The organism is Paenibacillus sp. 7523-1, from assembly GCF_002276415.1.
GTDB classification, from domain to species: domain Bacteria; phylum Bacillota; class Bacilli; order Paenibacillales; family Paenibacillaceae; genus Paenibacillus; species Paenibacillus illinoisensis_A.
Genome location: NZ_NPBR01000033.1, coordinates 47522 through 62530 on the forward strand (window position 1 = coordinate 47522; position 15009 = coordinate 62530).

The following is a 15009-nucleotide window of genomic DNA, read 5'->3' on the forward strand; positions in this document are numbered from 1 at the left end:
CACACGTACAAGAGGCGGGGCCGGATTCGGCTATGCAGCTCACGGGCGCATTTCGACCGATGGACAGTGGATGGCTCACAGCCACCGCAGCCAAAGAAATTCATTCTTCGCTGCGGGACCATCCTCTCTGGAACTGTCCGGTTCGGTTTACTCCTCCCGGTCTTTGCTGTTCTATGATGAATGCTGAAACATGTCATTTAACCTTTGTGTTGCTATTATAGCGAAAAGGTACTGGACTGACAACAACCTTGCAATAACTTCATCCCGAGCGATACTGACCCTCATCGGCGGCAGTATCAGGATATACAGCGTCCCTGGATTACGCGCCTTTTACCTGTGCATGCAGACGCTCAATAACCGTATCCCGGCCGAGCAGTACAATCGTCTGATTTAGGTCACGTCCATGGGTCTGTCCAGTCAGTGCTACACGGATAGGCATAAAGAGCTGCTTGCCTTTAAATCCGGTTTCCTTCTGTACTTCCTTGATCAATGCGGCCATTTTACCAGGGGTAAACTCTTCACTAGCCTGAACTTTGTCGGCAAAGGCCTTCAGAACAGTTGGCACCTGCTCTTCCCCAAGCACGGCAGTCGCTTCTGCATCCAGCTCCAGATGGGAGCGGAAGAATACTTCTGACAGTTCCACGATTTCGGAGGCTGCAGTCATTTGCTCCTGGTACAGATGAACAAGTGTATACGCCCATTCCTTCTGCTCAGGTGACAGCTCAGCTGCGATGCGTCCTGCCTTTTGCAGATGCGGAATCGCCATTTCAGCAATACGATCCGGGTCTGCATGTTTAATATAGTGATTGTTCAAGTGCGCCAGCTTATGCGTATCAAATACAGCCGGGCTCTTGGACAAACGTTTGGTATCAAAGATAGAGATCAACTGTTCCTGCGAGAAGATCTCTTCTTCCCCTTCCGGCGACCAGCCAAGCAGGGAAATGAAGTTGAACATCGCCTCTGGCAAGTAGCCGAGCTGATCATATTGTTCGATAAACTGAATGACGGACTCATCCCGTTTACTCAGCTTCTTGTGATTTTCATTCACAATCAGGGTCATATGACCGAATTGCGGCGGCTCCCAGCCAAGCGCTTCATAGATCATCAGCTGACGCGGCGTGTTGGAGATGTGATCTTCCCCGCGAAGAACGTGGGAGATTTTCATCAGGTGATCATCCACTGCAACGGCATAGTTGTATGTGGGAATGCCGTCTTTTTTCACAATGACGAAGTCCCCGGACTCCTTGCTGTTAAATGAAATGGTGCCTTTAACCATGTCATCGAACGTATACGTGCGCTCTTCCGGTACACGGAAACGAATGCTCGCCACGCGGCCTTCTGCTTCAAAAGCACTGATCTGCTCTGGCGTCAGGTCCCGGTGTTTGCCCGAATAACGCGGCGTTTCTCCACGTGCCGTTTGCTCCTCGCGCTCTTGCTCCAGCTCTTCTTCCGTGCAGAAGCAGCGGTAAGCCAGACCTTTGTCCAGCAGCTCCTGGGTGTATTTGCGGTAAATATCCAGACGTTCCGTCTGACGGTAAGGTCCGTATTCCCCACCTACATCAATGCTCTCATCCCACTCGATTCCGAGCCATTTCAAATATTTAAGCTGGCTTTCCTCGCCACCCGCAATGTTCCGTTTTACGTCAGTATCCTCAATACGAATGATAAATTTCCCGTTATTATGCTTGGCATACAAGTAGTTAAAGAGCGCCGTACGGGCATTCCCGATATGCAGGTGTCCCGTTGGACTCGGCGCGTAACGCACACGAACTTCTGTGCTCATAAAATATCCCCTCCGTATACTAGTTGGTTGATAATATCACACACGAACAAGGCAAACAACCGATTGGGCCGCAATCCCCTCTCCCCGTCCGGGGAATCCGAGCTGCTCCGTAGTCGTTGCTTTGACATTGACCTGATCAACATCCGCTTCCAGTGCCTTGGCAATAACCTCGGCCATCTGTGGAATGTAAGGTGCCATTTTCGGTTTCTGCGCAATAATGGTGGAATCGATGTTGCCCAAACGATATCCGCGATCTTTCACGAGCTGCCATACATGCTCCAGCAGTTTGAGGCTATCCGCGTCCTTGAACTCCGGATCGGTGTCCGGAAAGTGTTTGCCGATGTCCCCAAGTGCAAGTGCACCCAGAATGGCATCACTGATGGCATGCAGCAGCACATCTGCATCCGAGTGACCAAGCAGTCCTTTTTCATAAGGAATCGTTACCCCGCCAATGATGCACGGACGTCCCTCCACCAATTGGTGTACATCAAATCCCTGTCCTACACGTATCATCGCTTCTTCTCTCCCCCAAGCAAAAACGCGGCATATTCCAAATCTTCCGGCGTCGTTAATTTGATGTTGGTATAACTTCCTTCCACAACCTGGACGGACATCCCCTGGCGCTCAGCCAGCATGGCATCATCCGTCCCGAGAAATCCGTCCCTTGCGGCCGACTCGTAAGCAAGCAGCAGTGAAGAAAGACGAAAAGCCTGCGGGGTTTGAATACTCCACAGACTGCTGCGGTCAGGCGTCGCCGTAACGATTCCTTCCGCATTCACTTGTTTAATCGTATCTTTAACGGGAACGGCAAGTACAGCGGCTCCCCCCGACATCGCGGCCTCCATGCAACCTGTAATCTGATTACGGTCAACAAAAGGACGTACCCCGTCGTGAACGAGAACCCAATCCGTCTGTAAGGCCTTCAGGCCTTCTTGAACAGAATGCTGTCTCTCTTTCCCTCCGGGGATGACACGGACACGCGACTCCAGTCGGTATTCTTTTACCCAATCCAGGCAGCGTTCAACATCTGCGGCTCCGGTTACCAGCACGATCTCGCTGATCTCGTCCAGAGCGGCAAACACTTCAAGCGTATGTATGAAAACGGGCTTGTCCTGCAGCAGCAGAAACTGCTTGCTCTCGGTTGTTCCCATTCGGGTTCCCCGACCTGCTGCCACAATGACGACACCCCACCCTTTATCCATGCCGTAATCCCTGCCTTGTCTGTCAGTTTATCGTTCTACGATACTGAATATCTTCAAGCGATATAAATATCGGTGAACGATACACTACCCATCATACCCCTTTATTGGGCTTTTTCCAACAGTTTCGGCTTGGCAAAAATCATTCGTCCCGCGGAAGTCTGCAGCACACTGGTCACCAGCACTTCCATCATCATGCCGATATACTCGCGTCCGCCTTCCACGACAATCATTGTACCGTCATCCAGATAAGCTACACCTTGGCCATGCTCCTTGCCATCCTTGATGATTTGCACCATGATCTCTTCACCAGGCAGCACCACTGGCTTCACCGCATTCGCCAGATCGTTGATGTTCAGTACAGATACACCCTGGAGCTCACAAACCTTGTTCAGGTTAAAGTCATTGGTAACCACCTTGCCCTGAAGCACTTTGGCGAGTTTGACCAGCTTGCTGTCCACTTCTGATATTTCTTCAAAATCCCCTTCGTAAATGAGCACCTTCACGTCGAGTTCTTTTTGGATTTTATTCAAAATGTCGAGTCCACGCCGTCCTCTGTTTCGCTTCAGCAGATCCGAGGAATCTGCAATATGCTGAAGTTCTTCCAGGACGAATTCCGGAATCACGATTGTACCTTCGATAAACCCGGTCTTGCATATATCTGCAATACGGCCATCAATAATGACACTGGTATCCAAAATCTTGTGTTCTTCCATCCGTCTGTCTTCATCCAGCTCGGGGTGACCCCATCGCCCAGACATCCAGAATGCAGCGAGGTCCTCTTTCTTCGCCATGGCTAGCATGTACCCTGTATATCCGCTAACGGCCGTCAGCGCCACCTGAAGCACCTCTCCTGCTGTTCCCAGCCAAGTCAGACATGGATAGAGCAGCAAAGCTACCAGTAACCCTGCAACGGTACCTGCTGCACCAGCAGCCAGTTCGTTCATCGGTACTTTAGCCAAAGCATCAATCCCATTTTGCAGCCTGCTTGCCAGCAAGGTTCCACCAATATTACACACAGCCATAAACAATACAGCGCCCAGTGCCGTTGCTACTCCTGCCCCCAGCAGCCCTGCTGACTGAATCCATTCAGCCATCCACGGGACGGATTTTCCTGCCAGATGATATGCCGTGTAGCCAAACCATGCACCGCACAATCCTGTAAAAGTTAAAATGCCTTTTTTCCACATATGTCCCTGCACCTCCTTTAATTGTCCTTCATCTTCATATCCAGTATGATCCAATTGTTGGATTGCTAATCCCGGTTGCAAGAACTTTTTGGAAATGTTTGCAATCGTCAGTTGAAAGAAGGTAAATTATTGGCATATAATGAATTCAATTCATATCCCGAGGTGAGTAGCAAAATGAGTACGCTAAGTTTACAGGCTTTTCAGGATCAGGTTTCCGAGCTGTTGCTGCGTCATCGCAGTCTGATTGATGTACTGTCCAAAACAGGACAAGCCGGAGCTTCTGTCAATCGTGCCGTGTCCAAGGCCATTACCGAATGCGGCTGCATTGAGCTGCACGCCACCAAGCAGAAATATGCCCCCGAGAGCGGTATTGCTCAAACCAAGGGCCTGCTGGAAACGCATGTGGAAGGTGAATTGTGTGAGAATTGCAAAGAGGTCATCAGCTCCGAACTGGGGCGGAACCTGTTTTATATGTCAGCTCTCTGCAATCTGCTGGATATCAACATGGAAGAAGTCGTGAATCACGAGTCACAGAAGTGTTCGACGTTAGGGATGTTCAATTTGTCGTAAATGATTGGCGAAGTTGCCGTACAAAAGTAGGTACCGTATAGATTCGAATCAACAAAAAAAGCACGTACGCTCCTGAAGGAGAATGCGTGCTTTTTCTTATTCATCCAAGGCAGTATGCCAATCAGTAAACCATTACCGATCGGAAGGACGAGAAGACTTCTCTTCCTTGCGCTTCTTCGCCCGATTGCGGGAGGCTGCCGTCCGCATATTATGCTTCATTCCATATAGAGCGTACAGCACCAATGGTATAAAGATCAGCTTCGACAACTGTTCCGGAAAAATGACGGCAACCGCTACAGCGAATACAACCACCCAAGGGGCGATCCAGATCGCTTTTCGCGGCAAACCGACCTTTTTGAAATTCGGATATTTAAGCGAGCTGACCATCAGATAGGATAATAACAATGTAGCTATCATCATGCTCACGGGACCAACATCCTTGTTAAACAACGTCAGCGTTGCAAGCACACCTCCAGCTGCCGGAATGGGCAGGCCGGTAAAGTATCCGGGAATTCCCGGTCTTACATTAAAGCGCGCAAGCCGAATGGCTCCACAAATGGGGAAGCTTGCCGTAGCGATCCAGGCGAGAACCGGTGATGCATCCTGGAAGGAAACCATAAACATAATGAGTGCCGGGGCTGCACCAAACGAAACCATGTCAGACAGGGAGTCTAGCTCCTTGCCAAATTCACTTTGGGCATTGAGTGCACGCGCTACCCGGCCATCCAACCCATCCAGCAGCATCGCCACGATCACCATAATTGCAGCCAGGCTGTAATTCCCATCAATTGCAAGCAGTATCGCCATCATTCCAAGAAACAGATTACCCAAGGTAAAGAGGTTCGGAATGAATCTGGTTAACATTGTTGTTTCACCTCATCATCTTCAGGGCCGTTATAGGCAAACCTATACTGATAGCTCTGGATTACATTTGTCTGTCGATAAACATTTGCTCCTGCAGACGCTTCAGCCCTTCCTTAATGGTCCGGGCGCGTACCTCACCAATACCGTCGACTTCATCCAGCTCTTCAATCGTTGCCATAATCACATGCGGCAATTGTTCAAATTGGTCAACAAGGTTATGAATAATGACATTCGGAAGGCGTGGTATCTTATTCAATACCCGATATCCGCGTGGTGCAACCGAATCTTCCGATGTAGCAGCCGATGAAGGATAGCCGAGCAGACGGACGATGTGATGTGCATCCAGCAACTCATCATCCGACAGGCGCTTGAGGCCCACGATAATTTCGCGGATCTTCTCGTCACTATCGTCTCGTGCATAGTCCTTGTACAGCAACCACGCTTCTTCTTCCGTTGTCCCAACCAATTCCTCCATTTGCATGGAGATCAGTCGTCCTTCATTTCCAAGTTCATGGATGTAGCGCTTGATTTCCGTTTTGATGCGCATCACCATTTCCGTACGCTGAATGACATTTACCACTTCAGGGATGGTGACAAGTTCTTCGAACTCCGAGGCACTTAGATTCGTAAGGGATTGGGTGAGTACAGCTTTGTACTTCTCCAACGTTTGAATCGCCTGGTTGGCCTTCGTCAAAATAACTCCAATTTCCTTGAGCGAATATCTAAGCGTTCCCTGATATAAGGTAATAATATTCCGGCGCTGCGAGATGGATACGACCAATTTGCCTGTTTGCTTGGCTACACGTTCTGCTGTCCGGTGACGAATCCCTGTCTCAGAGGAAGAGATGGAGGAATCCGGAATAAGCTGGGTGTTGGCATACAGAATACGCTTTAAATCCTCGCTAAGAATGATGGCACCGTCCATCTTGGCGAGTTCATAGAGATAGTTGGGGGAAAAATCGCAATTGATCGAGAAACCCCCGTCGACCACTTCCATTACTTCAGGGCTGTATCCTACAACAAGCAGTGCCCCCGTCTTGGCGCGCAGCACGTTCTCCAGACCTTCGCGGAAAGGTGTACCTGGTGCGATCAGCCTCAACAATTCATTCATTTTATCCAGTTGGCTCGAATCTTTCATCTTGTTATGCCCCCTAATCTAAAGCAACCGCTAGTGCATCTGCCACGGTATTCACACCGATCAGTTGTATCCCGCGAGGATGTTTCCAGCCCTTTAAGCTTTTCTCCGGTAAAATGACTCGTTTGAAGCCCAGTTTCTCGGCTTCCTTCACACGTTGTTCAGCCCGTGATACGGCCCGAACTTCACCTGTCAAACCAATTTCGCCAAATATTACATCATCTGGCTTGGTCGGCACATCCCTCAAACTGGATGCAATGCTGACGGCAACCGCCAAATCCACCGCCGGTTCATCGAGCCGTACTCCCCCGGCCACATTCAGGTACGCATCCTGCGTTTGCAAAAACATACCCATCCGCTTCTCAAGCACCGCAATAATCAGGTTCAGCCTATGATGATCTATTCCTGTTGCCATACGGCGGGGAGACGGGAAATGTGTCGCAGAGATGAGCGCCTGCAGCTCAACCAGCATCGGTCTTGTACCTTCCATACTTGCAACTACCGTAGAACCTGCTACACCGAGTGGTCGTTCCGACAAAAAGAGTTCGGAAGGATTGCCCACTTCACGCAAGCCATTCTCGCCCATTTCGAAAATACCGATCTCATTCGTTGAACCGAAACGATTTTTAACCGCACGTAACAGTCTATACGTATGATGACGTTCACCTTCAAAGTAAAGAACACAGTCCACCATATGTTCCAGCATACGCGGACCAGCGATAGCCCCTTCTTTCGTAACATGCCCCACAAGCACGGTTGCAATGCCTCGGCCTTTGGCAATCCGCATAAACCGGGAAGTACATTCCCTTACCTGTGCTACGCTACCGGGTGCACTGGTGACTTCTGGAAGATATACTGTCTGAATGGAGTCGATGACAAGAAAATGCGGCTGGATCTGCTCCACCGCTTCCTCTACACGTTCCATATTCGTTTCACACAGCACATACAGTTCAGGAGAGAGTGCATCCAGACGATCAGCCCGCAATTTGGTCTGTTTGACCGATTCCTCACCCGAAACATATAACACACGCAATCCCGAATGCGTTAGAGCGTGCGAGGTTTGCAGCATCAGCGTTGATTTTCCGATTCCCGGATCTCCGCCTACCAACACGAGAGAACCCGGAACAATTCCGCCACCCAATACCCGGTTCAGCTCTCCGATTCCAGTCTGCACACGCGGTTCCTGACCGCTATCTATATCTATGATGGGAAGCGGTTTATCTTTACTGTCAAAGAGGGGGGAATTTCTCCCTTGTGTTTTGACAACCGTTTCCGTTTCTTCCACCATGGAATTCCATGACTGACACCCCGGACATTTGCCGTACCATTTGGGGGCTTCATAACCACATTCCGTACATTGAAACTTGGTTTTAACTTTGGCCACTTCAGCACTCCTAGGATTTATTTTATAACAGCATTTTGCATTTTTCGACGAATTTTGCCCTGAATTTCTGACGTACAGGGTTAATAAAAGTTTACCATTGTTTGAGATTTTTCGTAAAGGATTATCGTAAACTTTACAGATGTTCCTGTTAAACAAAAACAACAATAAAATAAAAAATCCTCTCCGGCCGAAGCCGGAAAGGATCATAAACCATTTCTCAGGTTTGAAATTTGCTTATTTGGTTTCGATTTCTTCATTGGAAGGAACAACAGCTTCCTTTTTGGTTACGGACAGTGCACCATTCTCTTCGTCGATCAACAACGAATCGCCTTTGGTTACCGTACCTGTAAGCAATTCTTCAGACAATTTGTCTTCGATATGCTTCTGGATTGCCCGGCGAAGCGGACGCGCACCGTAAGCTGGATCGAAGCCAGCTTTGGCCAGGAAGGCCTTGGCGTTGTCTGTAAGCTCGAAGTCGACTTCGTATTCACGCAGACGTTTCCGGAGCTCCTCGCTCATGAGGGAGACAATCTCAGCAATGTGTTTCTCTTCAAGAGAGTGGAATACGATGATCTCATCAATCCGGTTAAGGAACTCTGGACGGAAGCTTTTCTTCAGCTCATCCATGACTTTACCCTTCATGTTATCGTAATCCGCACCTGCATCCACAACAGCTGTGAAGCCGAGTGTAGAGTTACGTTTAATCGCTTCGGCACCCACGTTGGATGTCAGAATGATCAGTGTGTTGCGGAAGTCCACGACACGACCTTTTGAATCTGTCAGACGACCATCCTCAAGCACTTGCAGCAAGATGTTGAATACTTCCGGATGTGCTTTCTCAATCTCGTCGAGCAGGACTACGGAATAAGGTTTGCGACGAACTTTCTCTGTCAACTGACCGCCTTCTTCGTAACCAACATATCCTGGAGGCGCTCCAACGAGTCTTGAAGTCGAGTGCTTCTCACCATACTCGGACATGTCGATCCGGATCACTGCATTTTCATCGCCGAACATAGCTTCGGCAAGCGCACGAGCCAGCTCGGTTTTACCTACCCCAGTAGGACCGAGGAAGATGAAGGATCCCATTGGACGTTTTGGATCTTTCAATCCAGCACGAGCACGGCGAACCGCACGGCTGACTGATTTCACGGCTTCATCCTGACCGATGACACGTTCATGCAGGATGGATTCCAGATTCATCAGGCGTTGAGTCTCTTCTTCTTTCAGCTTGTTTACCGGAATTCCCGTCCAGTTGGCTACCACTTGTGCGATATCCTCAGGCGTTACTTCGGAATCGGTACGACCTTGTTTTTCTTTCCATTGGTTCTTCGTTACATCCAGCTCTTCACGGATTTTTTGTTCCGTATCACGCAGAGCAGCTGCTTTTTCGAACTCCTGGCTTTGGACCGCTGCGTCTTTTTCCTTACGGATATCTTCAAGACGGCTTTCCAGTTGTTTCAGGTTCGGCGGAATGGTGTATGAGTTCAATCTTACTTTGGAACCCGCTTCATCAATCAGGTCAATCGCTTTGTCTGGCAGGAAACGATCTGTGATGTAACGATCAGACAATTTAACCGCCTGTACAATAGCTTCGTCCGTGATTTTCACACGGTGGTGAGCTTCATAACGATCACGCAGGCCGTGTAAAATTTGAATGGCTTCTTCCGGAGAAGGCTGATCTACGGTAATCGGTTGGAAACGACGCTCAAGCGCTGCATCCTTCTCGATATATTTGCGGTATTCATCCAGGGTTGTTGCACCGATGCATTGCAATTCTCCACGAGCCAGAGCCGGTTTCAAAATGTTCGAAGCATCGATGGCGCCCTCAGCTCCACCTGCACCGATCAGGGTGTGCAATTCGTCGATGAACAGGACAATGTTACCTGCCTGACGAATCTCATCCATGATTTTTTTCAAGCGATCCTCAAACTCACCACGGTACTTCGTTCCGGCAACAACAGAACCCATATCCAGGGTCATGACACGTTTGTCGCGCAATGTTTCCGGAATTTCGTTGGCGATGATTTTCTGTGCAAGACCTTCAGCAATTGCTGTTTTACCTACACCAGGTTCACCGATCAATACCGGGTTGTTCTTGGTACGACGGCTCAATACTTGAATGACACGCTCGATTTCTTTGCTGCGGCCGATAACCGGATCCAGGTTGTTCTCCCTCGCATAAGCGGTAAGATCACGTGCCAGACTGTCCAGTGTTGGTGTGCTTACATTAGCAGGGGTTCCATTATGGCTGGATACAGCCTCACTGCTGCCAAGCAACTGCAGCACTTGTTGACGTGCTTTGTTCAAACTAATACCAAGGTTGTTCAGCACGCGAGCTGCAACGCCCTCGCCTTCACGAATCAATCCGAGCAAGATATGCTCTGTTCCTACATAGGTGTGGCCCAATTTGCGAGCCTCATCCATGGACAGTTCAATTACTTTTTTCGCACGAGGCGTATATGCAATGTTCGTAGGTTGCTCTTGGCCACGGCCAATCAGCGTTTCTACTTCATCTTGAATTTTTTCCAATCCGAGTCCCAGGCCGATCAGCGCTTTGGCTGCGATGCCTTCGCCTTCACGAATGAGGCCGAGCAAAATGTGCTCTGTACCGATGTTATTATGACCGAGACGGACAGCTTCTTCCTGCGCGAGTGCGAGCACCTTTTGGGCCCGTTCCGTAAATCTTCCAAACATCATATCTCCTGCACCTCCATGGTTTTGGATAAAACGGGGGCCTTGATCATGATCCCGCCGTATAATTCATATCATTTTTGTTTGCAGCCATGCTGCGAATAAAGTCATTCAGCACTTAAGTAAATGCCTCTTTTATATAAAGCCGCAGATGCGGCATGAAACCTTAATATTAAATCTGACGAAAACAATTACTAGGGTTGATTGGCTGCATTGATCGTATCACGAATCAACTGAGCCCGGTAGATGTCACGCTCATCTGTGCGCATATCTTCTCCGAATGTTTTCTGCAAAAAGCCTGGTTGTGTCATCACGTTTAACTCGTTCATTACCGTAATGGACAATCCGTTCAACAGCCCCAGATCTACACCTAAGCGAACATCCGAGAGACGCTGTGCGGCTTCCTTGGAATCCATAATGGCTGCGTGGGACAAAATCCCATATGAACGCATCACTCTATCGGTAATCCGTAGTCTGGAGTCGGAAATCAACCGCTCTCTGGCAGTGCGTTCATGCCCAATCATCTGCAGCACAACGCTATGCAGGTTATCGATGACCTCTTGTTCCGTCTGTCCAAGCGTAATCTGATTGGAAATCTGGAAGAGGTTACCCATCGCCTCACTGCCTTCGCCGTAAATTCCTCGTACCGTCAGTCCCACTTGGGATACAGCCGTCAGAATACGTCCAATCTGCTGTGTCATCACCAGAGCCGGCAGATGCATCATCACGGATGCTCTTACACCTGTACCTACATTGGTAGGACAGCTGGTCAGGTATCCTCTGCGGTCATCAAAAGCATAATCCACATGCGCTTCAAAAGCATCGTCTATGGCGGAAGCTTTCTCCCAGGCTTCTTTCACCTGGAACCCCGGATAGAGGCATTGGATACGAAGGTGATCTTCTTCGTTAATCATGATACTGACGGATTCATCCTCGCTGAGAATCACCGCACCATTCCTGGACTCATTGGCAAGACTAGGGCTGATCAAATGCTTCTCCACCAGTACCCGTTTATCGAGATCATCGATATCCATCAGATCCAATGTGTGGAAATCTCCAAAGGCATGAACGTCATCATATTGAAGTACTTCGCTCAGCTTATTCAGCACTTCTTCCGATTGCTCATGGGAAGCAAGCATTGGAAATGGGTAATGCTGAAGATTACGTGCGATCCGGACACGGCTGCTAATGACGATTTCGGAATCAGCCGCTTCACTGCGCATCCAGTCGCTGAGCGCCTTCTCTGTAAAGCGCAGATTAGGCATTACGCGTCCCTCCTACTCATGACAAACTCTACTCCTGAGCTATTTCTTTTTCAAGTTCCCTGATCTGGTCACGGATTTGAGCTGCCTCTTCAAATTCCTCCTGGGCGATACTCTCCTGAAGATCGCGTTTCAGGTCGGCAATTTGCCGCTTCACTTTAATGCGACCACCAGCTCGTGCAGGCACTTTGCCAACATGAGTTGTACTGCCATGGACCCTTTTAAAGAGCGGATCCAGACGACTGTCAAAATATTTATAACAAGAACTGCAGCCGAATCTGCCTATTTTGCTAAACTGTGAGTAAGTCATGCCGCACTCTTCACAGCGAAGAGTCTGAGCAGGGGGAGCCCCGGCATTTCCATTCTTAGGTTCGAAATCAAGCAACCCGGACAACAGATTGTGAATGGAAAATCCATTCGATGTTCCCGGAATCATTTCTCCCTTTTCACGGGCACATGACTCACAAATATGGAATTCCGTCTTTTCTCCATTCACGATTTTGGTGAAATGAAGAGTTGCCGGACGTTTGTCGCATTCTTGGCACAGCATTTAGGATGTACCTCCTTGATCCCGATAGGTTTTCATTTACCGAGCAAAGATATTAACATCGCCTTTAACATTCTGGCACGAATTTGATCCCGGTAAGGAAGTTTGACCAATAAAATTTCTCTTGATACAGCTGCACGCATCAACCCGGCTTCCCTTTTACTTAGGAAACGTGCTTCTTCCAGTTGATAAATCAAGCCTTCGGCAGCTGTCTGTCCAATCTCATCCCCGATGCTATGGTGCAGATGATTATGCAAAGCTGAGTGGGCCGGCAATTCGATCCGCTGTATACGGACATAACCGCCACCACCACGTTTACTCTCGACCAAATATCCCTTTTCAAGAGTAAAGCGTGTGCTTATTACGTAGTTGATCTGGGATGGTACGCATGAGAATTGATCTGCAAGATCATTGCGCTGAATTTCAACCATTCCTTCGGGACTTTCATGCAAAATACTCTTCAGATATTGTTCGATAATATCAGAGATATTACGCATCCACTCATCCTCCACTGTCTGAAACGTTAAGTCAATAAGGACCCACACGCCCCCACAGAGTACACCTTCTCAACCCATTTAACCAAACGGGGAAACGACGAATCTTGATTTCCGTTGGCTTATTCGGGAGAGCAAGGACGCACGAAGGTCCTCTTGGTACTACTTCTTTCCGATGATACCCATCGTTCATAAAATGTGTCTCATCACCGGAATGTAGAAAGAAAGCTACGTAAGTATTTAACCTTCAGTTGACTTTGACTTTCTTTGACTTTATATACATTATAGCATATTTTGTGGTTTTGCCAAGTGGGGTCACTATTCATTTTTTACGATTTTACACGAAATATTCCCCGGACACAAAAAAACCTCTCCAAAAAAGCCGGAGAAGTTCATCTGTCTCACTGTAGCACTGTTTTTCTATTAATATGAAAAGGGAAGGCTCCTAGATGAATTGACTTTGGATATACTCATAAACCATTTGAAAAATCAGAAAAAATCCATCAGGTAGGTTTGGCGAACAGGTATCGCTTTTTCCAAAGCCTGAATATCCTCTTCCGAGCCTTGAATCCTATCGATTCGGGCCATCTCAGCGGGTCTGCGATACCCCATCAACACTGCCGTGAGCGATTGGATGTTAAGTCTGATATGCTGAGCAGGCTGATCTTCCTTAGTAAGCTCCCCCTTTTTCCAGATGGAAGCTGTTCCGTTCATAGCTACGTTCAATTCCCATACCCCTTCATTCCACGGTGCATGTGCATCTTCTACCTCAAGCTGTATCTGTACCGGAGAGTCTTGGCTTGCAAAAGGGTACTGCGAAATGAACTGCTCCACACTAACGATTCTCGCCATAAAGTATGGGGTAACCTCCTGCTGAATCCGTGGATTATCCAGTTGAAAGGCCAGTGTATCGTTCGCAGGCGCTTTTAACGTCACTTCATCAATCATCGAGTCATGGTTGGCGATAAACGTCCATAACCCTTGTCTTGCCTCTTCATTTAGATGCACCATCTCACCAATGGTAAATTTTCTTTCCTTAACTTCGTAAAGTACGTAGCCTTGAGGCAGTCCTGCTTCATCATAGTAAACAGCCCGCTGGCTACCTTTCTTAGCATAAACTGAATTTTCCCACCAGGAATCATTCCGGCTTAAGGTTCCGTTATAACGTTCTGCGTACGTGTCATATATCTCTTTCAGCACCGATAGCTCTGGAATGCTCCGCCGGAGAGTACCTGGAGTTGCCTTCTTCGCAGGTAATTGATCGGTAGACAGCTTGTAATTTTTAAACTCTACATAAGTCTCCCATCCATATTTCCGATAAAAAGCAAACGAGAACGGATGCAGGAAGGAAATACTTTGTTTATTCCGATTCATCTCTTCAAGTGCAAATTTAAGCAGCCCTGCTACCCAACCTTTGCGTCTGTATTCTGGCCATGTTGCCACACCCGCAATACCGCCCATCGCAAATGATCGACCTTGAATATAAGTTTGAAAAGGAATGATCTGAAGCTTGGCTCCAACTTGGCCATCCTCATACACTCCCAACACATTGTGAGAGGCGAACTCCTCTCGGCGCTTTTCAAGCTGTTCCTCGTTTAATACAAACTGAAAAGCGTACTCCGAAAGCGTCATACACGCTTCGAAATCATCAGTCGTTAGTTTACGAATATCCATAACATCCTGCACCCCATTCTTCAGAATTGTAAGCGACTCAATTTGTGCCCTTAAATGTGATGTATGTATCTTCTATGAGTGTGTCAGAGGCGTCGTACAAAGTCAAATAAGAGATGCAAACGCATCTCCCGGGGATTCATATATGTATAGTTAATCAAAAGTACAAAGAAAAATAAACAAATAAAAACCACCACCGAGAATCTTCGGCAGTGGTTC

Annotated in this window: 13 protein-coding genes; 1 reads left to right on the plus strand and 12 read right to left on the minus strand. The window is 48.2% G+C overall.

Features of this window, described 5'->3' with window-relative positions; genetic code table 11:
* Positions 1 to 319: 319 nt before the first annotated feature.
* From gltX to CHH60_RS28920, 4 genes are all read right to left on the minus strand, one after another.
* A complete protein-coding gene (gene gltX, locus CHH60_RS28905) occupies positions 320 to 1783 on the minus strand; it encodes a glutamate--tRNA ligase (RefSeq protein ID WP_095362288.1) in 1464 nt (487 codons plus the stop codon).
* Between the two features lie 36 nt (positions 1784 to 1819).
* Positions 1820 to 2296, minus strand: a complete 477-nt coding sequence (gene ispF / locus CHH60_RS28910) for a 2-C-methyl-D-erythritol 2,4-cyclodiphosphate synthase (RefSeq protein WP_095293433.1) — start codon at positions 2294 to 2296, stop codon at positions 1820 to 1822.
* Complete coding sequence (gene ispD, locus CHH60_RS28915; RefSeq protein WP_095362289.1) at positions 2293 to 2985, minus strand: 2-C-methyl-D-erythritol 4-phosphate cytidylyltransferase; 693 nt, start codon at positions 2983 to 2985, stop codon at positions 2293 to 2295. The genes ispF and ispD overlap by 4 nt, the downstream gene beginning before the upstream one ends.
* 101 nt (positions 2986 to 3086) lie before the next feature.
* Positions 3087 to 4172, minus strand: a complete 1086-nt coding sequence (locus CHH60_RS28920) for a PIN/TRAM domain-containing protein (protein WP_095362290.1) — start codon at positions 4170 to 4172, stop codon at positions 3087 to 3089.
* Between the two features lie 174 nt (positions 4173 to 4346).
* Between CHH60_RS28920 and CHH60_RS28925 the strand changes: the two genes are divergently transcribed.
* The gene (locus tag CHH60_RS28925; protein ID WP_095293446.1) at positions 4347 to 4742 is read left to right on the plus strand and encodes a DUF1573 domain-containing protein; all 396 of its coding nucleotides are present in this window, start codon (positions 4347 to 4349) and stop codon (positions 4740 to 4742) included.
* A gap of 132 nt (positions 4743 to 4874) precedes the next feature.
* Here the strand turns inward: CHH60_RS28925 and pssA are convergent, their stop codons facing one another.
* From pssA to CHH60_RS28965, 8 genes are all read right to left on the minus strand, one after another.
* Positions 4875 to 5606, minus strand: coding sequence for a CDP-diacylglycerol--serine O-phosphatidyltransferase (gene pssA / locus CHH60_RS28930; protein ID WP_095362291.1), 732 nt, complete (start codon positions 5604 to 5606; stop codon positions 4875 to 4877).
* A 61-nt stretch (positions 5607 to 5667) separates the two neighbouring features.
* Positions 5668 to 6744 (minus strand): DNA integrity scanning diadenylate cyclase DisA, encoded by a 1077-nt coding sequence (gene disA / locus CHH60_RS28935; RefSeq protein ID WP_095293437.1) that lies wholly within the window; start codon positions 6742 to 6744, stop codon positions 5668 to 5670.
* A 13-nt stretch (positions 6745 to 6757) separates the two neighbouring features.
* The gene (radA, locus tag CHH60_RS28940) at positions 6758 to 8125 is read right to left on the minus strand and encodes a DNA repair protein RadA (protein ID WP_095362292.1); all 1368 of its coding nucleotides are present in this window, start codon (positions 8123 to 8125) and stop codon (positions 6758 to 6760) included.
* Positions 8126 to 8359: 234 nt separating this feature from the next.
* A complete protein-coding gene (gene clpC, locus CHH60_RS28945) occupies positions 8360 to 10822 on the minus strand; it encodes an ATP-dependent protease ATP-binding subunit ClpC (RefSeq protein ID WP_095362293.1) in 2463 nt (820 codons plus the stop codon).
* Between the two features lie 188 nt (positions 10823 to 11010).
* Positions 11011 to 12081 (minus strand): protein arginine kinase, encoded by a 1071-nt coding sequence (locus CHH60_RS28950; RefSeq protein ID WP_095362294.1) that lies wholly within the window; start codon positions 12079 to 12081, stop codon positions 11011 to 11013.
* A gap of 28 nt (positions 12082 to 12109) precedes the next feature.
* Positions 12110 to 12628, minus strand: a complete 519-nt coding sequence (locus CHH60_RS28955; protein ID WP_095362295.1) for a UvrB/UvrC motif-containing protein — start codon at positions 12626 to 12628, stop codon at positions 12110 to 12112.
* 32 nt (positions 12629 to 12660) lie between these two features.
* Positions 12661 to 13122, minus strand: coding sequence for a CtsR family transcriptional regulator (locus CHH60_RS28960; protein WP_095293442.1), 462 nt, complete (start codon positions 13120 to 13122; stop codon positions 12661 to 12663).
* A 486-nt stretch (positions 13123 to 13608) separates the two neighbouring features.
* Positions 13609 to 14793 (minus strand): GNAT family N-acetyltransferase, encoded by a 1185-nt coding sequence (locus tag CHH60_RS28965; RefSeq protein ID WP_095362296.1) that lies wholly within the window; start codon positions 14791 to 14793, stop codon positions 13609 to 13611.
* Positions 14794 to 15009 lie beyond the last annotated feature (216 nt).